Annotated in this window: 27 protein-coding genes and 1 pseudogene; 14 read left to right on the top strand and 14 right to left on the bottom strand. The window is 30.7% G+C overall.

Annotated features, from left to right (window positions below; all coding sequences use genetic code 11):
* Positions 1 to 68 precede the first annotated feature (68 nt).
* From BLT88_RS13965 to pdxA, 9 genes and pseudogenes are all read right to left on the bottom strand, one after another.
* Positions 69 to 770, bottom strand: a pseudogene (locus tag BLT88_RS13965) (LytR/AlgR family response regulator transcription factor).
* Between the two features lie 17 nt (positions 771 to 787).
* Positions 788 to 1,105: an Hpt domain-containing protein gene (locus BLT88_RS13970; RefSeq protein WP_036784809.1), complete on the bottom strand. Its 318-nt coding sequence runs from the start codon at positions 1,103 to 1,105 to the stop codon at positions 788 to 790.
* Positions 1,106 to 1,218: 113 nt separating this feature from the next.
* On the bottom strand, positions 1,219 to 1,668 hold the full coding sequence (locus BLT88_RS13975; RefSeq protein WP_036784805.1) for an Lrp/AsnC ligand binding domain-containing protein: 450 nt from the start codon (positions 1,666 to 1,668) through the stop codon (positions 1,219 to 1,221).
* A gap of 89 nt (positions 1,669 to 1,757) precedes the next feature.
* Positions 1,758 to 3,098, bottom strand: coding sequence for an acetyl-CoA carboxylase biotin carboxylase subunit (gene accC, locus BLT88_RS13980; RefSeq protein WP_091955562.1), 1,341 nt, complete (start codon positions 3,096 to 3,098; stop codon positions 1,758 to 1,760).
* 90 nt (positions 3,099 to 3,188) lie between these two features.
* Positions 3,189 to 3,662, bottom strand: coding sequence for an acetyl-CoA carboxylase biotin carboxyl carrier protein (accB, locus tag BLT88_RS13985; protein WP_091955564.1), 474 nt, complete (start codon positions 3,660 to 3,662; stop codon positions 3,189 to 3,191).
* A gap of 26 nt (positions 3,663 to 3,688) precedes the next feature.
* On the bottom strand, positions 3,689 to 4,684 hold the full coding sequence (locus tag BLT88_RS13990) for a beta-ketoacyl-ACP synthase III (protein WP_036784799.1): 996 nt from the start codon (positions 4,682 to 4,684) through the stop codon (positions 3,689 to 3,691).
* Between the two features lie 156 nt (positions 4,685 to 4,840).
* A complete protein-coding gene (rpmF, locus tag BLT88_RS13995) occupies positions 4,841 to 5,041 on the bottom strand; it encodes a 50S ribosomal protein L32 (protein WP_036784796.1) in 201 nt (66 codons plus the stop codon).
* A gap of 1 nt (position 5,042) precedes the next feature.
* Positions 5,043 to 5,579 (bottom strand): DUF177 domain-containing protein, encoded by a 537-nt coding sequence (locus BLT88_RS14000; RefSeq protein WP_036784794.1) that lies wholly within the window; start codon positions 5,577 to 5,579, stop codon positions 5,043 to 5,045.
* Positions 5,580 to 5,656: 77 nt separating this feature from the next.
* Complete coding sequence (pdxA, locus tag BLT88_RS14005) at positions 5,657 to 6,697, bottom strand: 4-hydroxythreonine-4-phosphate dehydrogenase PdxA (protein ID WP_091955565.1); 1,041 nt, start codon at positions 6,695 to 6,697, stop codon at positions 5,657 to 5,659.
* A 58-nt stretch (positions 6,698 to 6,755) separates the two neighbouring features.
* On the opposite strand from pdxA, the gene BLT88_RS14010 reads away from it, so the two are divergent.
* Positions 6,756 to 7,346: a riboflavin synthase gene (locus BLT88_RS14010; RefSeq protein WP_091955567.1), complete on the top strand. Its 591-nt coding sequence runs from the start codon at positions 6,756 to 6,758 to the stop codon at positions 7,344 to 7,346.
* On the opposite strand, the gene BLT88_RS14015 is transcribed toward BLT88_RS14010, so the two are convergent.
* On the bottom strand, positions 7,343 to 8,485 hold the full coding sequence (locus tag BLT88_RS14015) for a DNA polymerase III subunit delta' (protein WP_091955568.1): 1,143 nt from the start codon (positions 8,483 to 8,485) through the stop codon (positions 7,343 to 7,345). The two genes, BLT88_RS14010 and BLT88_RS14015, sit on opposite strands and share 4 nt — an antisense overlap.
* A gap of 108 nt (positions 8,486 to 8,593) precedes the next feature.
* Between BLT88_RS14015 and pgk the strand changes: the two genes are divergently transcribed.
* Together pgk and BLT88_RS14025 are read left to right on the top strand one after the other, a co-directional pair.
* On the top strand, positions 8,594 to 9,781 hold the full coding sequence (gene pgk / locus BLT88_RS14020) for a phosphoglycerate kinase (RefSeq protein WP_091955570.1): 1,188 nt from the start codon (positions 8,594 to 8,596) through the stop codon (positions 9,779 to 9,781).
* Positions 9,782 to 9,895: 114 nt separating this feature from the next.
* Entirely contained in the window at positions 9,896 to 10,936 is a 1,041-nt protein-coding gene (locus tag BLT88_RS14025) for an aldo/keto reductase (RefSeq protein WP_091955571.1), read from the top strand.
* 106 nt (positions 10,937 to 11,042) lie between these two features.
* Here the strand turns inward: BLT88_RS14025 and BLT88_RS14030 are convergent, their stop codons facing one another.
* The 3 genes from BLT88_RS14030 to BLT88_RS14040 form a co-directional block, all read right to left on the bottom strand.
* Positions 11,043 to 11,615, bottom strand: a complete 573-nt coding sequence (locus BLT88_RS14030) for an acyltransferase (RefSeq protein ID WP_036784779.1) — start codon at positions 11,613 to 11,615, stop codon at positions 11,043 to 11,045.
* A gap of 6 nt (positions 11,616 to 11,621) precedes the next feature.
* Positions 11,622 to 12,368 carry a deoxyribose-phosphate aldolase gene (gene deoC / locus BLT88_RS14035; protein WP_091952149.1) on the bottom strand — a complete coding sequence of 249 codons (747 nt, stop codon included), beginning with the start codon at positions 12,366 to 12,368 and terminating at the stop codon, positions 11,622 to 11,624.
* Positions 12,369 to 12,524: 156 nt separating this feature from the next.
* Entirely contained in the window at positions 12,525 to 13,094 is a 570-nt protein-coding gene (locus BLT88_RS14040; RefSeq protein ID WP_091955573.1) for a DUF3109 family protein, read from the bottom strand.
* An 89-nt stretch (positions 13,095 to 13,183) separates the two neighbouring features.
* Between BLT88_RS14040 and BLT88_RS14045 the strand changes: the two genes are divergently transcribed.
* From BLT88_RS14045 to BLT88_RS14055, 3 genes are all read left to right on the top strand, one after another.
* Complete coding sequence (locus BLT88_RS14045) at positions 13,184 to 13,768, top strand: MarC family protein (RefSeq protein ID WP_036784771.1); 585 nt, start codon at positions 13,184 to 13,186, stop codon at positions 13,766 to 13,768.
* Between the two features lies 1 nt (position 13,769).
* The gene (locus tag BLT88_RS14050) at positions 13,770 to 14,375 is read left to right on the top strand and encodes an NAD(P)/FAD-dependent oxidoreductase (RefSeq protein ID WP_091952151.1); all 606 of its coding nucleotides are present in this window, start codon (positions 13,770 to 13,772) and stop codon (positions 14,373 to 14,375) included.
* 149 nt (positions 14,376 to 14,524) lie between these two features.
* Positions 14,525 to 15,256: an energy transducer TonB gene (locus BLT88_RS14055; protein WP_091952152.1), complete on the top strand. Its 732-nt coding sequence runs from the start codon at positions 14,525 to 14,527 to the stop codon at positions 15,254 to 15,256.
* Between the two features lie 414 nt (positions 15,257 to 15,670).
* Here the strand turns inward: BLT88_RS14055 and BLT88_RS14060 are convergent, their stop codons facing one another.
* Complete coding sequence (locus BLT88_RS14060; protein WP_091952153.1) at positions 15,671 to 17,563, bottom strand: recombinase family protein; 1,893 nt, start codon at positions 17,561 to 17,563, stop codon at positions 15,671 to 15,673.
* A 332-nt stretch (positions 17,564 to 17,895) separates the two neighbouring features.
* Between BLT88_RS14060 and BLT88_RS14065 the strand changes: the two genes are divergently transcribed.
* The 8 genes from BLT88_RS14065 (at position 17,896) to BLT88_RS14095 (ending at position 24,722) form a co-directional block, all read left to right on the top strand.
* Positions 17,896 to 19,602, top strand: a complete 1,707-nt coding sequence (locus BLT88_RS14065; RefSeq protein WP_091952154.1) for a class I SAM-dependent DNA methyltransferase — start codon at positions 17,896 to 17,898, stop codon at positions 19,600 to 19,602.
* Entirely contained in the window at positions 19,595 to 20,035 is a 441-nt protein-coding gene (locus BLT88_RS14070) for a restriction endonuclease subunit S (RefSeq protein WP_091955574.1), read from the top strand. The genes BLT88_RS14065 and BLT88_RS14070 overlap by 8 nt, the downstream gene beginning before the upstream one ends.
* Positions 20,036 to 20,076: 41 nt before the next feature.
* Complete coding sequence (locus BLT88_RS14075; RefSeq protein WP_091955576.1) at positions 20,077 to 20,901, top strand: restriction endonuclease subunit S; 825 nt, start codon at positions 20,077 to 20,079, stop codon at positions 20,899 to 20,901.
* The gene (locus BLT88_RS14080; protein ID WP_091955577.1) at positions 20,898 to 22,781 is read left to right on the top strand and encodes a DEAD/DEAH box helicase family protein; all 1,884 of its coding nucleotides are present in this window, start codon (positions 20,898 to 20,900) and stop codon (positions 22,779 to 22,781) included. Before BLT88_RS14075 ends, BLT88_RS14080 begins: the two co-directional genes overlap by 4 nt.
* A gap of 41 nt (positions 22,782 to 22,822) precedes the next feature.
* Entirely contained in the window at positions 22,823 to 23,590 is a 768-nt protein-coding gene (locus tag BLT88_RS14085) for a hypothetical protein (protein ID WP_157691237.1), read from the top strand.
* Positions 23,591 to 23,616: 26 nt separating this feature from the next.
* On the top strand, positions 23,617 to 23,847 hold the full coding sequence (locus BLT88_RS14190) for a hypothetical protein (RefSeq protein ID WP_157691239.1): 231 nt from the start codon (positions 23,617 to 23,619) through the stop codon (positions 23,845 to 23,847).
* Positions 23,848 to 23,908: 61 nt separating this feature from the next.
* A complete protein-coding gene (locus tag BLT88_RS14090; protein ID WP_091955580.1) occupies positions 23,909 to 24,151 on the top strand; it encodes a hypothetical protein in 243 nt (80 codons plus the stop codon).
* Positions 24,152 to 24,290: 139 nt separating this feature from the next.
* Positions 24,291 to 24,722: a DUF4917 family protein gene (locus BLT88_RS14095; protein WP_091955582.1), complete on the top strand. Its 432-nt coding sequence runs from the start codon at positions 24,291 to 24,293 to the stop codon at positions 24,720 to 24,722.
* Positions 24,723 to 25,077 lie beyond the last annotated feature (355 nt).

Here is a 25,077-nt window from a genome sequence, read left to right on the forward strand (position 1 = left end):
AATTTAAAGGAATTATAGCTTCTTTAGCAAATGAAACTTTTGAATTTAAATTATTAAGAAAAAAATAACTAGAGACGATTTAATTTTCTAATTAATTCACTTTTAAGAGATCTACTTATAGGAACAATATCTTGTTTCACCAAAACAGTGTTATCCTCAATATCAACTATTTCTGAAAAATTTATGACGAATGACCTATGCACTCTAAAAAACATATTTGAAGGAAGTTTATCCTCTATCTTTTTTAAAGTTGAGTGTACCAAGTAATTTTTTATGCTTGTTTTAATATTTATATAATCGCCTTTTGCTTCAATTAAATAAATACTAGGTATATTAATTTTTACCAATCTTTTATCTACGTTTACATAGATGTAATCTGATACTTTTTTTGATTCTAAAGAAGCATTTTCTTCTTCAATTGAAAAGATTTTTAATTTTTCTAAAGATTTATTAAACCTTTCTTTTGATATTGGTTTCACTAAATAATCTATGACACTTTTATATTCAAAGGCTTCTAAAGCAAGGTTTTTGTCTGAAGTTGTTAAGATTATTTTGGGTGGATTTTTTAAAGTCTGAATAAAATCAAAACCAGAAAAAGTAGGCATATGAATATCTAAATAAACCAAATCTACAGTATTGCTATTTAAATATTTTATTGCATTTATAGCTGAAGAAAACTCCGCTAAAACATTAATTCACTCCGATTTTTCACAAAGCTGACTTATAATTAATCTAGCAGTTGCATCATCATCGATTATAATACAATTCATAATATTAGCAATATTATTTAAGGGTATAAATATACATGAATTTTGTTTAAAATTTCTAAAAAACTATGATGAAGTGTAGTATTTCCAATTTTTAATGCTTTTTCAAATTCTGATGCTTTTATTAAGGCTTTTTCTAACCCTAATAGGCCTATTTTATGCTTTATTTTATGCACATTATGAGCTGCTTCTTTGTACTTTTTTAATGAGAAGTTTGTTTTAAATAAATTTACCTCTTCTCGAAATTCTGTTTTTATAATTTCCAAAATACTATTTTGAAATGCTTCATCATCTCCGGCAATTTCTATAATAAAAGATAAGTTAGGTTTCTCCATCATTAATTAGTAATTTAAAGAAAATGAATTAAAAAAATGAAATAAATATGTTTACTGGTTAAGTTGTTTCTAAAGATCTTTAAAGAGTAACTTTTTAATGGATAAATGATTTTTTATCAAATATGTATCTGCCTATCAATTTGTTGGTCTAATGAAATAAAAGTTTCGGTTCTTGAGACTCCTTTGATATTTTGAATATCTTTATTTAAAAGATGCATTAAATCTTCATTGTTCTTGCATAAAATCTTTATAAAAATTGCGTAATTACCAGTTGTATAATGACTTTCTATAACCTCAGGAATATCTTTTAATCTTTTTATTGCTGAAGAATATAAACTAGAAGAATCTAAAAAAACACCAACAAAAGCTGTTGTTGTATACCCTAATGATTTAGGGTTTAGAACCATTCTATAACCATCAATTAATTGAGATTTTTCTAACTTTCTTAGACGTTGATGAATAGCTGCTCCAGAAATACCAACTTCTCTAGCAATACTTAACACAGGTGTTCTGGCGTCTTTTACTAATCTTTTTATAATAATTTTATCAATCCCATCAATTTTCATTCTAAAAATATTTAAGGTAAAGATAAAAAAATAGAGAATACAAAAGTGTATTCTCTATTTTTAATATAGTATTGATACTAGACTCTAATCTAAGGCTTCATTAAAAAATCTTCCATAAATTTAGTCGTGTAGTTTCCCGCAACATAATCTGGATGTTCCATTAATTGTCTATGGAAAGGTATTGTTGTTTTAATTCCTTCAATTACAAATTCATCTAACGCACGTTTCATTTTATTAATTGCTTCTTCTCTTGTTTGAGCCGTAACAATTAACTTGGCGATCATAGAATCGTAATTTGGTGGAATCATATAACCAGCATATACATGTGTATCCATTCTAACTCCATGACCTCCAGGAGCATGAAACGTAGTAACTTTCCCAGGGGCTGGTCTAAAATTATTATGGGGATCTTCTGCATTAATTCTGCATTCAATAGAGTGTAATTGTGGGTAGTAATTTTTACCAGAAATAGGTACTCCAGCTGCTACTAAAATTTGTTCTCGAATTAAATCGTAGTTCACAACTTCTTCAGTAATAGGATGCTCTACTTGTATACGAGTATTCATCTCCATAAAGTAGAAATTTCTGTGTTTATCCACCAAAAATTCTATAGTCCCTGCACCTTCATATTTAATATATTCTGCTGCCTTTACAGCCGCATTCCCCATGCTTTCTCTCAGTTCCTCTGTCATGAAAGGAGAAGGAGTTTCTTCTGTTAATTTTTGGTGACGCCTTTGTACAGAACAATCTCTTTCTGATAAATGACAAGCTTTTCCATAAGAATCTCCTACAATCTGAATCTCAATATGTCTTGGCTCCTCAATCAGCTTCTCCATGTACATATCATCATTACCAAAAGCCGCCTTACTTTCTTGTCTTGCAGAATCCCAAGCTTCCTTTAAGTCTTCAGACTTCCAAACAGCCCGCATTCCTTTACCACCACCTCCCGCAGAAGCTTTTAGCATTACGGGGTAACCTGTTTCTAAAGCTACCTTCTCACATTCTTCAAAATCAGTTATTACCCCTTCTGAACCTGGAACACAAGGCACACCTGCCTCTATCATAGTAGACTTAGCGTTTGCTTTATCTCCCATTTGATCAATCATTCTGCCCGTAGCTCCAATAAACTTGATGTTATGTTCTTCACATAAATTAGAAAACTTAGCATTTTCAGATAAAAATCCATATCCTGGATGTATAGCGTCTGCATTTGTAATTTCTGCAGCGGCTATAATATTTGACATTTTTAAATAAGATTCACTGCTAGGAGCTGGGCCAATACACACGGCTTCATCAGCAAATCTAACATGTAAACTTTCCTCATCTGCCTTAGAATATACAGCAACCGTTTTTATGCCCATTTCTTTACAGGTTCTAATTACACGTAATGCAATTTCACCTCTATTGGCAATTAATATTTTTTTAAACATCTTTGTTAAATTAGTTCGTTAGAAAATTTGATTGTTCGATTTTATAAAATAATAAGTATTTAAAAAAATCTAGAAATCTAAGCATCTAAATTAAGATGGATCTACTAAAAATAAAGGTTGATCATATTCTACCGGGGAAGAATCGTCAACTAAAACTTTAACAATTTTACCTGAAACTTCAGATTCAATCTCGTTAAATAATTTCATTGCTTCAATAACACAAACTGTATCGCCAATATTTATATCTGTACCAACTTCAACAAAATTTTGTTTGTCTGGAGAAGGTTTTCTGTAAAAAGTTCCAATGATAGGAGATTTTACGGTGATATAATTAGCTCCCTCATTCTGCGCTACTGCAGGTACAATAGGCGCTACTGCCTCTGCACTTGCGGGAGCTATAGCTTGAGGTAAAGATGCTACAGGAGCAGCTTGAACAATTGTAGTTTCTGTTTTTCCAGAACCGGTTTTAATTGTAATCTTTATATCTTCCATTTCTAACTTTACCTCGCTAGCGCCAGATTTTGCTACAAATTTTATAAGATTTTGAATTTCTTTAATATCCATGTTTCTTATTGTTTAGTTATTAATTTTTACGAATTGTATGCCCATTTTAAGTAAATGGCTCCCCATGTGAAACCACCACCGAATGCAGCAAAAATTAAATTATCTCCTTTTTTTAATTGATTTTCATAATCTGCTAATAAAAGTGGTAAAGTTGCCGATGTTGTATTTCCATATCTATGGATGTTCATCATTACTTTTTCTGAGCTAACACCTACTCTTTTTGCTGTTGCTTCAATAATTCTTTTATTAGCTTGGTGTGGCACCAACCACTGAATGTCTTCTTCTGTAAGCTTATTTCTGGTTAACATTTTCTCTGAAACATCAGCCATATTAGAAACTGCATATTTAAAAACAGTCTTTCCTTCTTGATATACAAAATGCTTTTTTCCTTTTACAGTTTCTTCTGAAGGCGGCATTATAGACCCTCCTGCTTCTATCCTTAGAAAATCTCTACCTATTCCATCACTTCTTAAATACTCATCTTGCAATCCTAAACCTTCATTATTTGGCTCAAACAAAACTGCTCCTGCTCCATCACCAAAAATAATACACGTTGCTCTATCTGTGTAATCAATAATAGAAGACATTTTATCTGCCCCTATTAATAGCACTTTTTTATACCTCCCAGACTCTATATAACTAGCTGCTGTGGACATACCAAACAAAAAGCTAGAACATGCAGCTTGTAAATCATATGAGAAGGCATTTGTTGCGCCAATTTTTGAAGCTACATAAGCAGCTGTTGAGGCTACTGGTAGATCTGGAGTTGCAGTACCAACCAGAACCAAATCTATTTCCTCAGGATTTATATTTGATTTTTGAATTAAATCTTCTGCACATTTTATAGCCATGTAAGATGTCCCTAACCCTTCGCCCTTGAGAATTCTTCTTTCTTTGATTCCTGTTCTAGAAGTAATCCATTCATCGTTAGTATCTACATAAGACTCTAACTCTTTATTCGTTAAAATATATTCGGGAACATACTTCCCTACTGCTGAAATTGCTGCAGTGATTTTTTTCATAATCGTTGTTTGTTACCAAATAATTTGGAAAATCAAAAGTAGTGAAAAATATTTCACTTTTTTACGTAAAACTCATCAAAAGAGATAGTTTTTACTTAAAAAACGTAAAAAAACCCTCAAAATTGAGGGTTTTTGTGTGTTTATAGAAGGTTGTTTCTAAGCTTCTGCAGCAGCAGATGCAGATTCTAAAACAATTTGTCCTCTGTAATAAAGTTTTCCTTCATGCCAGTGAGCTCTGTGGTATAAGTGAGATTCTCCAGTTGTTGGATCTGTAGCTATCTGTTGATAAGATGCTTTATAATGTGTTCTCCTTTTATCTCTTCTTGTTTTGGATATCTTCCTTTTAGGATGTGCCATTTTATGTCTTTTTTTCTGTTATTAAATTCTTTAATTTATCCCACCTTGGGTCTGTATTTACTACAGTTTTTTCTTCTTTTATTGTTAGTTCTTTTAATTTATTTAATGCTTCCGATTCCATAGTGCCATCTAAAACTTTTGGATGAACTCTTTTATTCGGAACTGCTAAAACAATCATTTCATAAATAAACTGGGCAACATTAAACTCATACGCTTCATGAGGCAATATTAAAATCTCCTCACTTTCATCATTATACAATGGCCCAAATTTTACTACCAATGGTAATTCTGATGCTATTTCTTGATTGTATAATTCGTTAGTTAAATCACAAGGAATTTCAATTGTCCCTGCTGCAATAAAACTAAGCTCGAATAATGTGCTTTTTTTTACAAATGTTAGAGAAACTTCTATAGATGAACTTTTATATTCATCAAAATTAAAAGCTTCAAAGAACTTATTATCAATCGTATAGTTGAACAGATGACTCCCTTCTTTTAATCCTACAAACTGTATGTTGAATTGTTTTAAGTATTTCATTATCAAACATCAATTGAGCCGGCAAAGATACAAAAAAATGTATTTCCGCAATATTTTATATCAAAAAAAAACAATCTTTACCTCTTTTTTAAATCTAAAGGGGTTTTAGTGAGCTCTAAATACTCATTTCTAGTTTTAAAAACTTGAATTGCAGTAAACAAAGCTTCTGTAAATGATGATGGATTTGCTAAATTTTTTCCCGCTATTTCATAACCGGTTCCATGATCTGGTGAGGTTCGAATATGACTTAAACCTGCTGTAAAGTTAACTCCTTTGCCAAAAGACAATGCTTTAAAAGGAGCTAAACCTTGATCATGATACGTGGCTAAAACACCATCAAATTGCTTATAAGTTTCAGAACCAAAAAAACCATCTGCAGCATAAGGTCCAAAAACTAATTTTCCTGTTTCTTTAATTTCTGAAATAGTTGGTTTTATGATTTCATCATCTTCTTTACCTATTACACCTTTATCTCCACAATGTGGATTTAACGATAAAACAGCAATTTTTGGTTTACTAATTCCAAAATCTTTAACCAAAGATTCATGCATTGTTTCCACCTTACTTTTAATTAACTCTGGAGTAATGGCTTCGGCTACTTTAGCGATTGGAATATGACCTGTAATTAGTCCAATTCGCAATGCATCAGTCATTAAAATCATTAAACTCTTGCCTTCTAAATTAGCTTCTAAATACTCCGTATGGCCAGGAAAATTAAAGGTGTCAGATTGTATGTTTTCTTTATTGATTGGTGCTGTTACTAAAACATCTATCTTATTTTCTTTTAAATGTTTTACCGCAGATGCTAAAGATCTCGCTGCGTAATCCCCAGAAAATTGCGTGGTTTTACCAAGTTCTATTGCAACTTCTTCTTTCCAAATATTTAAAACATTTATTTTAGAATGGTTTAGTTGAGACATCGATGTAATTCCATGAACAGGAGTTTCTATACCTAAAGCTTTTTTATGGTATGAAATCACTTTTGTTGCCCCAAAAAGAATAGGTGTACAAAAATCTAACATTCTTTTATCTTGGAATGTTTTTAAAATTACTTCAATTCCAATACCATTTAAATCTCCTATTGAAATTCCAACGATTATTTTATCAGATTTTTCCATATAACTCTTGTAATATTAGTATTTTTGATGTGTACAAAAGTAACCAAATTTTAGGGATATGTTTACAGGAATTATAGAAACACTAGGAGTCGTAAAAAATATTGTAAAAGAGCAAGAAAATGTTCATTTAACAATACAAAGTGATATTACGAATGAACTAAAAGTGGATCAAAGTATCGCTCATAATGGAGTTTGTTTAACGGTTGTTGCTATTGATAATGATGAATATACCGTAACCGCAATTAAAGAAACTTTAGACAAAACAAATATTGGAAGACTAAAAAATACTCATATTATAAATCTAGAGCGTGCCATGAAAATGGGTGACCGATTAGATGGGCATATTGTGCAAGGGCATGTTGATGAAACAGGAATTTGTAAAAATATCAAGGATGAAAGCGGAAGTACATTGTATACTTTTCAATACAATTCTGATAAAAACAACATCACTATAGAAAAAGGTTCTATTACTGTAAATGGAGTTAGTTTAACTGTAGTGAATTCTAAGAATGATGAATTTAGTGTCGCTATTATTCCCTATACAAAAGAACACACTACTTTTAAAACTTTAGAAATTGGTGAGATTGTAAATTTAGAGTTTGATGTTATTGGAAAATATGTTGCGCGCTTAGCTGCTTATAACAACTAAAGCTTCTCTTCCTTTTTATGCAAAAAACGGGTAAGTTTCATAGAAAGATCTAATAAAATAATCTTTGCATTCCCATTTCTTTCAATATGATACATGGCATCATTTAATTCTTTTTCTATTTCTAGAATATTTCCTGAATGCACAAAAGGCGCAAATTTAGACAAATCAAAACCTGATTTTGATTCCATAAAAACCAACTGATCAGACTTGTAGTTCATCAATAGTGCTTGTCTAAAGAATTGTAAACAATAGTCTAAAAAACGTTTTTGGGTTTCTCTTCCAGTTTTTGCAATGGTATCAGACCAAGAAATTAGTTGCTGCACCACTGAAGCATTTCCTTTAGCCCTAAAAGCAGTTCTTATCCAGGCAATAAACCATTCTTCAAAAACTAAATCAGAAGAGTCATTTTGTAATAAATGCAATGCTTTGATATAATTTCCTTCTGCTTGATGTGCAATTTTTGTCGCTTGGTTGTCCGCAACTTGATTCTTTAAAATCAAAGCATTTGCGATATCTTGTTCACTCAAAGCAGGAAAATGCAATGCTTGGCAGCGCGATTTTATAGTGTTTATAATCTGTTCTTCATTTTCTGTAATCAATAAAAAAACAGTTTTTTGTGGTGGTTCTTCAATCAGTTTTAATAATTTGTTGGCAGCAGCAATATTCATTTTTTCTGCCATCCAAATTATCATTACTTTAAAGCCACCCTCATAACTTTTAAGCTTTAACTTTTTAACAACAGCTTCAGATTCGTCAACTCCAATTAAACCTTGCTTATTTTCTACACCTATATGTTGTAACCAATTAAATAAGCTACCGTAAGGTTGTGTTGCAATAAAATCTCGCCAATCTTCTAAAAACAAATCACTTACAGCATGTTTTTTTACCGAATCGTTTGTAGTTACAGGAAATGCAAAATGTAAATCTGGATGTTGGAGTTTGTTGCATTTTATATTACATGCTCCTGCATCTTCGGAAAAATTACACAATAAAAATTGTGCATAGGCAATTGCCATTGGCAGCGAACCACAACCTTCTTTGCCTATAAACAGCTGTGCATGCGGAACTCTGCCATTCTCAGCAGACTTTTGCAAATGTTTCTTAATGTGTTCTTGGCCTATAATTTGTTTGAAAAGCATATGCAAATATAACAGATAAATTTACGCAAACGTTATCTTAATTTTTGAGTTTTCAATTTTAGTAACCGTAAATAAAAAAGTATTTTTGTTAAAAATACATCAACAAAAATGAAAACACTGAAAGATTTTAATTTCCAAAATAAAAAAGCAATTATCCGTGTAGATTTTAATGTGCCTTTAAATAATCAATTCGAAGTTACAGATACTACTAGAATTGAAGCTGCTAAATCTACCATTATAAAGGTTTTAGAAGATGGAGGAAGCTGCGTTTTAATGTCACATTTAGGTCGTCCAAAAGGCAAGCAAGAAGAGTTTTCTTTGAAACATATTGTTGCAAAAGTAAAAGAAATTTTAGGTGTTAACGTAAAGTTTGTTGAAGATTGTATCGGTGAAAAAGCTGAAGAAGCTGTTGCTAATTTAGAAAATGGAGAAATTTTATTACTAGAAAATCTTCGTTTTTACGATGAAGAGAAAAAAGGAGATGTTGCTTTTGCAGAAAAATTGTCTAAACTAGGAGATATTTATGTAAACGATGCCTTCGGAACTGCACACAGAGCGCATGCATCAACCACAATTATTGCACAATTTTTTGGAGATAATAAATGCTTTGGAAACTTATTAGCGAGAGAAATTGAAAGTATCGATAAGGTATTAAATAATTCAGAAAAACCAGTTTTAGCAATTCTAGGAGGGGCAAAAGTGTCTTCAAAAATTACGGTAATTGAAAATATTTTAGATAAAGTAGATCACTTGATTATTGGTGGTGGAATGAGTTTTACATTTATTAAAGCACAAGGCGGAAAAATTGGTAACTCAATTTGTGAAGATGACAAAATGGAGTTAGCACTTGACATTTTAAAACAAGCAAAAGCTAAAAATGTTCAAATTCACATTCCTGTTGATGTTGTTGCTGCTGATGATTTTAGCAATGATGCAAATACGCAAGTTTGTGATATTAACAAAATACCAGATGGCTGGGAAGGAGTTGATGCTGGACCAAAATCTAGAGAAATTTTTGATATAATTGCAAACCAATGTAAAACTATTTTATGGAACGGCCCTTTAGGTGTTTTTGAAATGGACTCTTTTGCTGCAGGTACGATTGCACTTGGTCATTCAATTGATAAAGCAACTAAAAATGGAGCATTTTCTTTAGTTGGTGGTGGAGATTCTGTTGCAGCTGTGAAACAATTTGGTTTTGCAGACAAAGTAAGTTATGTTTCTACGGGTGGTGGAGCAATGCTAGAAATGTTAGAGGGTAAATCTTTACCAGGAATTGAAGCAATTTTGAAATAAAAACGCTTAAAACATATGTTAAAAAAGTTCTCAAAAATGAGAACTTTTTTTTATGCCTATAATTAGTGTTAAATAAGCCTTATTTTTGTTATTCTAAAAAAATTAAACATCAAAATGAAATATACAACGTTACCAAACACAGAGACAAAAGTTTCTAAAATTTGTTTAGGAACCATGACTTGGGGAAACCAAAATACAGAAGCAGAAGCACATGAGCAAATGAATTATGCTTTAGAAAAAGGTGTGAATTTTATAGATGCCGCCGAATTATATCCTGTACCCGCAAATGCAGAAACGTATGGCGATACTGAAAGAATTATCGGTAATTGGCTAAAAAAAACAGGAAATAGAGATAAGGTAGTTTTGGCTTCAAAAATTGCTGGAGGCGGGGATTATACAGCACATATTAGAAAAAATGGCTTTAGTAAAAAAGGCATTACGGAAGCAATTGAAAATAGCCTCAAACGTTTACAAACAGATTATATGGATTTATATCAATTGCACTGGCCTTCTAGAGGAGTAAACTGTTTTGGAGTTAGAGATTATCCTTATAAAACAGCTAGTAAAGAAGCAGAAAATCATTTAGAAATTTTAGAAACTTTAAGTGATTTTATAAAACAAGGCAAAATAAAACATATCGGTTTGTCGAACGAAACTCCATGGGGAACTATGAAATATTTACAAGCATCAGAACAATATAATTTACCAAAACCTGTAACCATTCAGAATTCATATTCTTTAATTCACAGAGGATATGAAGTTGGTATGTCTGAAGTTTCAATGAGAGAAAACATAGGTTTATTAGCTTATTCACCTTTAGCACAAGGTGTTTTATCAGGGAAGTATATAGATGGAAATTTACCTGAAGGCGCAAGAGGAACTTTGTTTCCCAGGTTTATTGCTAGATACAGAAATAAAGGCTCAGAAGCTGCGGTTCTAAAATATTTAGAAATCGCCAAAAAGAATAATTTAACACTTACTGAATTATCTTTAGCTTATATAAATCAGCTACCATTTGTAACCAGTAATATCATTGGCGCTACAAAAATGAGTCAATTAAAAGAGAATATCAATTCTATTTATGTTGAATTATCTGATGAAACTTTAAAAGAAATTGAAGCTGTTCATGCAGCAATTCCGAATCCTGCACCTTAAAAAAAGACACTTTAAATAAAGTAGAAAACCAGATACTATTAATTGACAGCATCTGGTTTTGTAGCTTCATAGTTCGAATGAGTTTAAAACACCTTTTAATCTATTTTCACTTTACTTTTATAACACTATTATCCTTCAATTGATACTCTTGCCCACTTTCTTTACACGTTGCAAAACCCTGTTTATTAAATTCTAATCTATGGCCAAACTCCCCCACCCAGCCTATTTGTTTTGATGGATTCCCAACCACCAAGGCATATGGTAAAATTTCTTTTGTTACAACTGCTCCCGCTCCAATAAAAGCAAATTCGCCAATATCATTACCACAAACAATGGTTGCATTTGCGCCAATACTCGCTCCTTTTTTTACAATTGTTTTTAAATATTCATTTTTTCTAATAATAGCACTTCTTGGATTTATAACATTTGTAAAAACCATGGAAGGCCCTAAAAAAACATCATCTTCACAAATAACACCCGTATAAATAGAAACGTTGTTTTGCACTTTTACATTTTTACCTAAAATAACTTCAGGAGAAACCACAACGTTTTGACCGAGATTACAAGATTCGCCAATACTACAATTAGACATAATATGACTAAAATGCCAAATTTTTGTCCCTTTCCCTATAATACAATTATCATCTATAACTGCCGTTTCGTGTGCAAAATAATCCATAAAGTATTAATATCCTGTCTTGTGACTTTTCTCTTTAGTACAAATCTCTTTAGATGATGAAGTTCCTATTCTATCAACTCCTATAGAAATCATTTTTAATGCCGTTCCATAATCCCTCACGCCTCCTGCAGCCTTTATTTGCAATGGTTTTGCATTTTCAGAAATTAGTTTCATAGTTTCAAAAGTAGCACCATTTGGCGTGTTGTCTTGAGTTTTAAAAAATCCTGTTGATGATTTAACAAACACTTTTTTAACAGCAGCTTCATCAAAATTTTCGAGAACAACCTCCTTTATTAGTTGTGAAATTACAATAATTTCTTCTCTCGTCAAGGCAGCTACTTCTATGATCCATTTTGCAACTTTATTGTTTTCAATACAAAGTTTAGTCGCTTTTAAAACTTGCTCTTTTATCATCGCAATTTTACCTTCTTTAAAAGCGGTATAATTGACAACAAAATCCAATTCATCTGCACCTAAATCAATCGCTTTTTGGGCTTCTTTTAATTTAATTTCAGTAGATGAGTTCCCTTCCGGAAAATCGATTACAGTTCCTATTAAAAAGTCAGCTTTTGATTCTAAAAACATTTTTTTTGCTAATGAAATATATTTTGAACGAATCATTACTAATTTATAATTGTACAAAATGGCTTCATTTATCAAATCAACTACTTTTTGTTGATTATCTTCTTCTGTAATACTTGCTTGAGTTGCTGTCTTTAAATAAGTAGCATCTAAAAATTGATTAATTTTCATACTACCAAAAATACGTAATAAAAAAAACCCAGCATAAAGTTGGGTTTAAATTTTAATCTACCCAGAAAGAAAAATACAATTTATATCTAACCTTTACTGGTTTTTTACTTTGTAATCCTTGTATAATATTCTAGAAAACTTTGCTATATAGGTGCTTTATTTTAAATGTTTTTCCGCCACTTTTTCTAATTCATCATACCAATTTTGACCAAACTTTCTAACTAAGGCTTGTTTTACAAACTTGTATACTGGCACTTGAAATTCTTTGCCTAAAGAACAAGCGTCATCACAAATTTCCCATTTATCATAATTTACTGCAGAAAACTCACTATAATCTTTAACTCTTATTGGATATAAATGACAAGAAACTGGCTTCTTCCAATCAATTTCTCCTTGATTATGCGCTTCTTCGATAGCGCACAAGGCTGTATTCTTTTCATCAAAAATTACATAAGCACAATCTGCCCCATTAATCAAAGGTGTTTCTAATTCTCCCCATTCACTTGTAACCCAAGCTCCTTCTTTTTCAATAACCTCAATTCCCTCTTTTCTTAAAAAAGGTTTTACTTTTGGATAAATTTCTTCTAATATTTTAGCTTCTTCTTTTTCTAATGGAGCTCCAGCGTCACCATTTACACAACAAGCACCTTTGCAGGCGGCTAAATTACACACGAAATCTTTTTCGATAATATCTTCTGAAACGATTGTTTTTCCTAGTTGAAACATGCGAACAAAAATATGACTATTTTTTTTTAATTTTTTACAAATTCATAAAGTAAGTTTTCTAATTTTGCAATAAATTAAACTTATAGATTATGAAATTTAACCTAAAAGAAATTATAACTGCGTTTATGGTATTATTTGCTGTTATAGATATCATTGGTAACATTCCTATTATTATTGATTTACGAAAAAAATCAGGACATATACAGTCTGAAAAAGCATCACTTATTGCAGGTTTCATTATGATTGTATTCTTGTTTCTTGGTCAAAGCTTATTAGGTTTAATTGGTATTGATGTAAATTCTTTTGCTGTTGCTGGTGCTTTTATTTTATTTTTTATCGCTTTAGAAATGATTTTAGGCATTACTTTATATAAGGAAGATGGTAATTCTTCCTCCATAACTGCCACCGTATTCCCTCTAGCTTTTCCTTTAATTGCGGGTCCAGGAAGTTTAACAACGTTACTTTCTTTAAGGGCAGAATTTGCCATAGAAAACATTATTGTAGCTGTAATTTTAAATGTAATTTTCTTATACATCGTTTTAAAAACATCGTCTAAAATAGAACGTTTAATTGGTCCTTCTGGAATTCAGATAATTCGTAAAATTTTTGGCGTAATTCTCTTAGCTATCTCTGTAAAACTTTTTACTCAAAACATAAAAATGCTATTTATATAAAATGATTTTTGATGCATTAATAATTGGCGGAGGAGTTTCCGGAATGCAGTGTGCACTCATTTTAGGCTCTGCAAAAAACAAGCATTTTGCTGCTCATAAAAAAATAGGAATTATAATGCACCAAAGAGCTTCTCATTTAGAAAATGCCTTGTTTAATAATGTTTTAGGTCTGGCTCCAAAAACATTAGGAAAAGATATTTTAATTGAAGGTAAAGAGCAATTAACAACTTTATATCCTCATGTTTCTCATATTAATAACGAAAAAGTTTTGTCAATAAGAAAAATTGATGGCATTTATACTATAGAAACAACTAAGAACAGCTATCAATCGAAAATTATAGTCATTGCATTAAACTACTCAAAACCCTTTTCCATAAATGGTTTAAACAAATATATTATTCCTCACAAAAAAGCAAACCCAGAAAAAGATAGAATTCAATTAAATAATGAAAATCATCTCATACAAAAAGGGTTGTATTGCTGCGGTACAATCGCTGGTTTACGAAGTCAATTTGCAATTGCTGCAGGAAGTGGTGCTTCTGTAGCCACAGATATCCTTACTCTTTGGAACGATCATACACCAACAAAAGTGCATGATAAAGTATGAGGAAAATCATGTTTTAATTCTCTTTTACTGTCTAATTTTATATCTGTTAAGTGACTCTGTTTTTATCGGTTTAATTCCGTTCATTTAACAATAGACTGTTATTCATAATAGTCGTTTTATATTTTTTAGAAACATTAAAGAGTTAAAAGATGCAAATTAAAAAAAACCCAAAACAACAGTTAGAAAATTATAGTAAAATTTTTATGCAAATAGGTTTAGTACTTTCGCTATTTATCACTTACGTGTCAATGGAGCATAAAACATTTGAAAAAAATAATTCATCACACTTAGGCATCGTAAATATGGTTGATGAAATGAAGGAAGAAATTCCAATTATTGAAATTCAAAAAGTAGAACCTCCAAAACAAAATATACCTCCCCCTACAATAGAGAAAATCAAAATTGTCGAAGACGATTTAAAAATAGAAGAAACCATTATAGAATCTACAGAAACTGATGAAGGTGAGGCTATTGTTGTAAATACTGAGGATATTGAAGAAGTTGAAGAAGCAGAAGAGTTTATCGAAGACATTCCTTTTATTTTAATTGAAGACGTACCTGTTTTTCCTGGATGCAAAGGAAATAACAAAGAACTTAAAGCTTGTTTTACTAAAAAAGTAACAGGACACTTTGGGAGACAATTTAATTTAGATTTAGCGACTGAATTAGGCCTACTACCGGGTAAAAAAAGATTATTTGTAGTTTTTACAATTAGTAAAACCGGAAAGGTCATCAATGTAAGATCAAGAGGACCTCACCCAGTTTTAGAGAAAGAAGTAGCTAAAGTTATTGGTTCTTTACCACAAATGAAACCAGGTAAACAAAGAGGCACTCCAGTAGGCGTAAGTTATAGTATACCGATAACATTTGAAGTTAGGTAATAAAAAAATCCAGCTTAAAAGCTGGGTTTTTAATTAGATCAAAATGGTCATTATAATTTTCGCTAATCTGTATAATAAGTCGCAATTATAATTTTTTAGTGAAGCCATCTTTGTGTTCATTTTATAAAGTACTCCAAAATTTGTTGTAAAGAAAAACTCTATATCTGTTATGGTATAAAGACGTCAAAACGTAAATAATCATGTATAACATGGACTGTAAAACAATACATTCTCGTATCTTTTATGACTTCATGATTTTCTTCTTGTTTCTTTGATACCGGAAGAACCCAAAACAAGAGAGAGGTGATTTCTACGATACACGTAAAAATCACCTCTCCTATATTTTCAATTAAAGCTACTATGAGTTTACTCTACTGTAATGGTTTAATTCGTTGTGACAATTACTCTTACTCCTTAAACCTTTTTTAGTACTTTTCCTTTAAGTGTTCGGTAGTAAGATGAGAGTTTTGGTTTATCCCACTTCTTTCCTGTCGGGGTTAATAACCTTTCCTTATTTAATTTATCACATATATTTTGTAATGATAAAAACTCTACTTCTTTAAGTTGAATTATTCTTTCATTTAAACCTTTACGAACTTCTTTATTTAACTTAGTTCTTATTTGTGTTGGTTTTTTGAACCTGAAGTTTACTTTCCTATCCCCATCTATTATTTTATAATCCTTAAACCCAGTTTCATCTATATTACCTTTATTATTATAAATCAATTTATCACCTACAATTGGTAATCTGAAATTGATAGTAATATCGTGTTCTTTCGATTTCTCATCAAAGAAAACTTGAATATTCTGAACATTACGATTTATGAAACCTCTTTTTTCTTCTAACGATAGGTTCTGTACTTTTTTTACATCTTTCTCCATTTTTGAAATCCAATTAACCCATCCTTTTGATTCAGAAATTAATCTCTCCTCTTTTGTGATTAAATCCATCTCCTCCTCAACTATTTCAATAGATATTTTAAATTTCTCTCGAAGTTTATCACCAACTGATTCACTTATTTTTTTAGTTCTAACATCATACTCTATCTGTATTTGTTCATCTTCTAAACTCTCTAATTCTCTTCTTTTGTTTCGTAATTTTGTTCCAATACTACCCAATCTTTTGGAGTTCTTAGACTCTGAATCCCATTTTGGAGATAAATCTTTTATTTTGTACTTCTCTCTAACAATCGATGATTTAGTAATAATCTCTGTAATCTTGTTTAGGAGTTTTTCATCAGTCTCTATGATATTCAAACTCCTCTTCATTTTACAATTTGTTTTATTGTAATTTTTCTTTTTATCGTTAAGGTAATCTTCATTATGTTTCCAACTGTATTCTGAACACCTACCGTAGTACTGTTGAGAATTTCCTCTTTTTCTATAAGATAAACTCAACCCACATTCATCACATACAATAGTTCCACCAAGAATATGGTCGGTAGGAATATTCTTTTTTCTTTTTTGAAGATGGAGATTCATTTTTTGATTTACACTATCCCATAAATCTTTTTCAATAAGTTGAGGGGTATCAATCGTTATCTCATCAACAGTAGTTATATCTCCATTTGGAAGTTTTTCCTCCCATTTCCATACTTGTTTTCCAATATAAATTGTGTTCCTCATCATTTTTTGAAGTGTCCCTAAATTCCATCCTAATTTGGTTCTCCGAGGTTTAATATCTGGTATCTTATCAAGATACATTTTAATATCCATTGTACTTTTACCCTGGTTGTACATCGTGAATATCTTTTTTAGATGGAAACTCTCTTTTAAATTTTCTTTAAGTTTTTTGTTTTTTACAGTATATCCAAAAGGTATGGTTGAACCTAGATAGGTGTTTCCACTTCGAAGGGAGTTTCGTTTTCCCATAATACTTCTCATCCTTCTCAACTCATTATCATATTGTGATATTAAAGAAAGTACTCCTATCATTAATTTATCAGGTGAGTTATTTAAGTCATATGGTTTCGTTGAATCTCCAATATAAATTTGAACCCCATAATCGATAAACACTTTTAGAATAGAGTACCAAGATTGAGAATACCTACCCAACCTATCTGTATTAAATACCCAAACTTTTCTTATCCCATTAGGTTTTTGAATCTCATCCAACAACTCGACTAATTTTGGACGATGGTTTATTTCAACCTTAAAAGAACTTTGAACCCCTTCATCAAATTCTTGATGTTTTAATCCTAATATTTCGGATATTTTTCTTCCAAGTTCCTTTTGGATATCAAGAGAACTACCGTCTGTTTCTTGAGGTTTTGAACTAACTCTATATAATAATCCTATTTTCTCCATAAGGGTAAGGTTGACACAGTTTAATTTAACCAAATGTAAATATAATGTGTGTTAAAATATAATCTTACTCCTTAAAATTTTTAAAACTTAATAAAAGATAACAGAATGAAGAACAATTAACCAAATACAAATCTCTTTTTGATAGTGGATTACTCCCAAAAGAAGTTTATTTAGAAGAGGTAAGGAAAATAATGGGTTAATGAGTTTACACTATCCCACCTTTCATTCTTTACAACTACAACTCCAAAATTCTTATATTTCATACAATTAATTCAAAAAAAAGGGTCTTTAAAACACCCTAAATTGACTATATTGTCCCTTAAAAAAATACGATGAATAACCATAATGAAATTTCTTCTTTTGTATGGAACGTTTGTGACGATGTACTTAGAGGATTATTTAAACAACACGAATACGGAGATGTAATCCTTCCTTTCTTAGTACTTAGAAGATTGGATTGTGTTATTGAACCAAAGAAAGATGAAATTATTGAACTCTACAATGAGTTGAAAGATGAGGTTGACCCAACCCCAATTATAAAAAAACAAACAGGATTAAAATTCTTTAATCACTCTAACTACGATTTACAAAGATTGAAGGGAGACCCAAATGGATTGAAGGTTAACTTCCCTAACTATATAAGTGGTTTCTCTCAAAATGTATTTGAGATTTTAGAAAATTTCCAATTAGAAAAACCAGTTGAAAAACTCCTTAAGAACAACAAACTATATCTTTTAATAGATAAGTTTACTGAGATAGATTTACACCCTAATAAGGTAGATAATCATACAATGGGACAAGTCTTTGAGGAACTTCTTCGTAAGTTTTCAGAGATGTCTAACGAAACTTCGGGAGAACACTACACCCCTCGTGATGTGGTTAAACTTTTAGTTTCTATGGTTTTTTCTGAAAGTGAAGAACACTTAAAAGGAGATGGAATTATCCGTTCTATTTTTGACCCTTGTTGTGGTACAGGTGGTATGTTAACGATTGGTAAGGAATGGATTGAGGAAAACATTGATAATAAGGTTCGTTTAAACCTTCAAGGACAAGAATTAAACCCACACACCTATTCTATTTGTAAATCTGATATGTTGATTTCAGGTGAAGACCCTGACAATGTAAAGTTAGGTTCTTCTTTATCTGAAGACCATTTTGAAGGTAGAAAGTTTGATTATATGATAACCAATCCTCCATTTGGGGTAAGTTGGAAATCTGAGAAAGAGTTTGTGGAAGAAGAATCTAAAAACCCTTATGGAAGATTTAGTGTAGGAACTCCAAGAGTTTCTGATGGTTCTTTATTATTCCTACAACATCTTATTTCTAAGATGAAAGAGGAAGGTTCTCGTATAGGAATTGTATTCAATGGTTCTCCTCTTTTTACTGGTGATGGTGGAAGTGGTGAATCTGAAATACGTAAATGGATTATTGAAAATGATATGTTGGAATGTGTAGTTTCATTACCAGACCAATTGTTCTTTAATACAGGAATATCAACGTATATATGGATTGTAACCAATAAAAAGAAATCTCAACGAAAAGGAAAGGTTCAATTAATTGATGGTTCTACTTTTTACAAACCGATGAAAAAATCATTAGGAAGTAAACGAAAGAAAATATCCAAAGACCAAACAGAATCACTTATTCAAACGTATCACAACTTTGAAGAAAATGAATTCTCTAAGATTTTTGACAATGAGTTTTTTGGATATACCAAAGTAACCATAGAACAACCAACTATAAAAAACGATAAGGTTGTTAAGGATACAAAAGGAAATCCAAAACCAAACACTAAATTAAGAGATAGTGAGAGAATACCTCTTACCGAAGATATTGAAGAATATTTTAACAGAGAAGTAGAACCACATTTACCTCATAGTTGGATGGATAGAGAGAAGGATAAAGTGGGTTATGAAATCAACTTTACAAAGTATTTTTATCAGTACAAACCATTACGTAGTTTAGGAGATATTACCTCTGATTTATTGGAGTTAGAAAAAGAGAGTGAAGGAATCTTTAAAGAAATTATAAATGAATAGATACCAATACTATAAAAACGTACCTGAAACATGGATTGGAGATATTCCTGTTCATTGGAAAATTTCTTTAGTTAGTAGACATTTTAATATTGGAAGAGGAAGAGTTATATCTAAAGTTGAAATTTTCGAGAATAAAGGTGATTTTCCAGTTTATAGTTCTCAAACAACAAATAATGGTGAATTAGGAAAAATTAACACATATGATTTCGATGGAGAATATGTGACATGGACAACAGATGGAGCAAATACTGGTACATGTTTTCACAGAAATGGGAAGTTTAACACAACTAATGTTTGTGGAATGTTAAGTAAACGGAACATTCTTTTTGAACTTAAGTATTTGTGTTTCTATTTAAACCTTGTAACAAAACCATACGTTCGTATTGACATAAACCCAAAGTTAATGAATAATATGATGGGGGAATACCATTAATTGTTCCTCCAATATTCGAACAACAACAAATCGTATCCTTTTTGGATGATAAAACCCAAAAGATATATTCTCTTATCCAACAAAAAGAAAAGAAGATAGAACTCCTTAAAGAGAAAAGAACCTCACTCATTAACCATGTTGTAACCAAAGGTGTTAATCCCAATGTGGAGATGAAAGATTCTGGAGTGGAATGGATTGGTGAGATTCCAAGTCATTGGAATACTTCAAAGTTAAAATATCATGGTAATTTTTTTAGTGGTTACTCATTTGACAGTAATGATTTTCAAAATGAAGGTGAGGTAAGAGTTATTAAAATTTCTAACATTCAAAACAATGGTGTTTCTTGGGAAGATTTATCATTTTTACCAAAAAACTATTATGACGATTTTGAAGGATTTAGAGTATTAAAAGGAGATTTAATTTTTGTTTTAACAAGACCTATAATCTCCACAGGAATTAAAGTATGTTTTTATCAGGAAGAACATTTAACTCTTTTGAATCAAAGAAATAGTGTATTTAGACCTGATGTAGATACTTTAGTAAAAAGATTTTTATTCTTTTTAGTTAGGACGTTTTACTTTTTTGAAGAATTCAAACAACAACTAAAAGGAAGTGGTCAACCAAATATATCTACAGAACAAATATCAAATATTAAAATCTATTTACCCTCTCTTAAAGAACAACAACAAATCGTTGAGTATTTAGATAAACAAACAGAAGAAATTGATACCCTCATCCAATTAGAACAAAAGAAAATAGATACTCTAAAAGAATATCGTCAATCTTTAATATCAGAAGTAGTAACAGGTAAAATAAGAGTATGTGAAGAAGATAATTCATTGATTTTAAACTCCCAAACCGTATGAGAAAACCAAACGAAGAACGTTTCGAAAAACATATAGAACAAACCTTAATTCAACATGGGTATACTTCTCGTTTATATACGGAGTACGATAGAAACCAATGTCAACTTCAAGAAGAACTCATAGAGTTTATTAAATCTACTCAAAAGGAAGAATATGATAAACTATACAAACAATTTGATACTTCAACAGATAAACAACTGAGTAAGATTGTAAATGACCAAATCTCTAAAAGAGGGATTATTGATGTTCTTAGAAAAGGAATTAGTACAAGAGGATGTTCTTTTGATATGGTATATTTTGAACCAAAGAGTGGTTTGAATCCTGAACATCAATCTAAATTTGAAAAGAATCGTTTTGTATCAGTTCGTCAACTTCACTATTCTAATAAAAATGAGAATTCTATTGATTTGGTATTGTTCTTAAACGGAATACCAATTATTACAATGGAGTTGAAAAACCAACTCACAGGACAAAACATAAAGAACTCAGAGAACCAATACAAATACGATAGAAACCCAATAGGAGAACCCCTATTACAGTTTAAAAGGTGTTTGGTACATTTCTGTGTAGATAACGATAAAGTATCTATGACTACTCGATTGAGTGGTAACAAAACAAGGTTCTTACCTTACAATAAGGGGATAGAAAACCCATCTGTAAAAGATGATTTTCGTTCTGAGTATTTATGGAATGAAATCTTACTTCCTAATTCACTTTTAGATATCATAGAGAACTTTGTATTGGTATCCGTAGAATCTAAAAAGGAGTGGAATGATAAACTGAAAAAAGTAACTTTAGAAAAGGAAGAGATTCTTATATTCCCTCGTTACCACCAATTAGATGTTATTCGTAAAGTAAGGAGTAGTGTAAAAGAAGAAGGTGTTGGAAACAATTACCTAATTCAACATACCACAGGTTCAGGTAAATCATTTAGTATTGGTTGGTTATCACATACCCTAACCTCATTGTATAAAACCAAAGAAGATACCAAACGAATGTTTGATACCATATTGGTAATTACAGATAGAAAGGTATTAGATAGTCAGTTAAAAAAGACTGTTAAAGATTTACAACAAACTGATGGGGTGGTGAACCCAGTAGATATTAACTCAAAACAATTAAAAGAGTTTTTAGAAAAAGGAAAAGATATCATTGTAACTACAATTCAGAAGTTTCCTTTTATCTCTGAAACCATTTCACAACTAAAAGGACAAACCTTTGGAGTAGTGATTGATGAAGTACATTCATCTCAGAGTGGAGAAACCTCTAAACACCTAAAGAAATCACTTTCAGGAGATGTTATTGAAAATGAGGATGGAGAGGTAGATTATGAAGAAATGATTCGTAAAGAAATTGAATCTAGAGGAAAACAACCTCATATATCTTTCTTTGGTTTCACAGGAACTCCTAAAAATAAAACATTAGAACTCTTTGGTAGAAAGAATGAAAATGATGGGTTTGAACCCTTCCATTCTTACTCCATGAAACAATCTATTCACGAGGGATTCACTTTAGATGTATTAGAACATTATACAACTTATAAAAGATATTTTAAGGTAAAACAAACGGACACAGAGGATAAGGAATTACCTGAAGGACAGGTTATGAAACAACTTGTTGATTATGTAGATTCTCATGATGAGACCATTAATCAAAAGGTTAATATTATTCTTAATCATTTTACTTCATCAACTTCCAAAAAAATAAACGGAAGAGGAAGAGGAATGGTGGTAGTTCGTTCTCGTAAACATTGTGTTCTTTTCCATAAAGAAATGGTACGTCAAATGAAAGAGAGAGGACTTTCATATTCTTGTTTAGTAGGGTTTAGTGGTGTAGTTCATTTAAAAGGGACCATAAGGAGTATACAGAAGTATCTCTAAATAAAGAAAACGGATTAGAAGGTTCAAACATTCCAAGTGGTTTGAAAGACCCACGATTTAGAATCTTAATTGTATCCAATAAGTTTCAAACAGGATTTGATGAACCATTGATTCACTCTATGTATGTAGATAAGAAATTGAGTGGAGTTCAATGTGTACAAACCCTTTCAAGATTAAACAGAACGAAGAGTGGTAAAACAGATACGTTTGTTTTAGATTTTGTAAATGATACGGAAAAGATAGTAGAATCATTTCAACCATTTTATACATCAACCGTTCTAACAGGGGAAACAGAACCTGATAAACTATATGATTTACAAAACGAAATAGAATCGTTTACCATCTTTTCAGATGACCATATTGATAGGTTTTGTAAAGAGTTTTATAAAGATACGGAAACAGATGAACGTTTACACCCTATCATTGATGAGGTTGTAGATAACTTTAAGAATTTAGAAAATGATGAACAAAAAGAAGAGTTTAAATCTAAAATTCAATCTTTCATTCGATTGTATTCTTACATCTCTCAAATCATCAATTTTACAGAAGTAAATTGGGAGAAACTATATGTATTCCTTCGATTCTTAAACAAGAAACTACCAAAAGGAATTACTGAAAAAATTAGTATAATAGATTCAGTTGATTTAGGTTCTTTAAGAATTCAAATGATGGGAGAATCTCGTTTATCATTAGAAGATAAAGGTGGAGAAATCGAACCAATGTCTGGTGGAACAGGTGGTGGTATTGATGAACCAGAATTAGACCTTTTATCTCATATTATTCAACGGATTAATGAAGTTTATGGATAGAGTTATCTGAGGAGGATAAAGTTGATTTGAAACAGGTAACCGAAAGATTAAAGAATAATGATGATTTGGTTTCTGTTATGATGGGTGATAATTCAGAGAGTGATAAAAAAGATTGGTTCAAAAAGGAATTTGGTGGAGAGGTTTCTGAATACTACGGAGATAGATTAGATTTTTATAAGAAGATAATGAACCCTAAAGTCTTCCCAATGATATTAGAGGGGATGTATAAAGATTACAATAAAGATATAAGGAAGTAACAATATTTAAGTATGGATTTATTTAAAAATCTAGAGGAGTTATGGGGGGAAACCTTTGTTATTGGGTAATGGGTTTAGTGTTTTAAACAATCCAACTTTTAATTATACTAATTTAATTGATGAGATAAAAAATGAGTATGAAGACGAAATGACAACTATTTTAAATGATAACAATAATAAAAATATAGAAGAAATATTGTTTAAAATCCAATCGAGTATTGAAATCTGTAAAATATTAACTATTGACGTTGAAAAAATTAAAAAAGTAGAAGAAAAACTAAAAAAAGTTTTATCGAGACAATAACAAAAATTCAACCAGATTGGAATTTCTTTAAAACCGAATCAGGAACCTTATTTGGTAATCAATTAAAAAAGTTTGGAAATATTTTCACTACAAATTATGATTTAAATCTATATTATTTAATGGTACAATCTAAAATGGGTTGATAAATCATTCTGACAACTTCTCTAATGATGGAAATTATTTGAAATTTGATAATGAAAACAATGAAATACATAGACATCACATTTATTATTTACACGGAAACATAATGTTGTTCAGTAATGAAGATAATGTGTACAAAGTAAGACATTCACAAGGTCAAAGAATAGTTTCACAAATTGAAGAAAACTTAAATAATAACTATCTCCCTTTAATCATAACTGAGGGAAACTCTGAACATAAATTAAATAAAATAAATGGGAATAAATACTTAAGGTTTTGTTTTAAAGAATTTAATAAACTTAAATCTTTGGTCATATTTGGTCATTCTTTAAGTGAATTTGATAAACACATATTAGATGTTATAAATGATTCTAAAAAAAGAGTTTATTATGGATTAAATAAACCTACAAATGAAAAATTAACAAAGTAAAATCTTTATTTGGTGAAAATTTGAACTTAAAATTTTTAACTCAAGTTTACTTTTCAATACTGACCAAAATTCTTAAAGAGAATTCATTACTCTATCAATCTTCTCCAGTAAAAAAAAATGACTCCGATAAAATAACGAGTAAGACCTCTATTTTATAAAAAAGTATTTCTCTCAGTTACAAGAAACCCCCTTCTACTTCCCTTTAATTTATAAATAAATAGGGTTCACTTATTTGGATATATCATAGGTTTTTAATACATTTAAGTGTTGAAATTAAAAGGAATCACTATTATGAATAAAATGGTAATTAAGTACAATAGAACATCAACTATCAATCAAAAGGGAGGAAGGTTTG

Source organism: Polaribacter sp. Hel1_33_78 (assembly GCF_900106075.1).
In the GTDB taxonomy this organism is placed as follows: domain Bacteria; phylum Bacteroidota; class Bacteroidia; order Flavobacteriales; family Flavobacteriaceae; genus Polaribacter.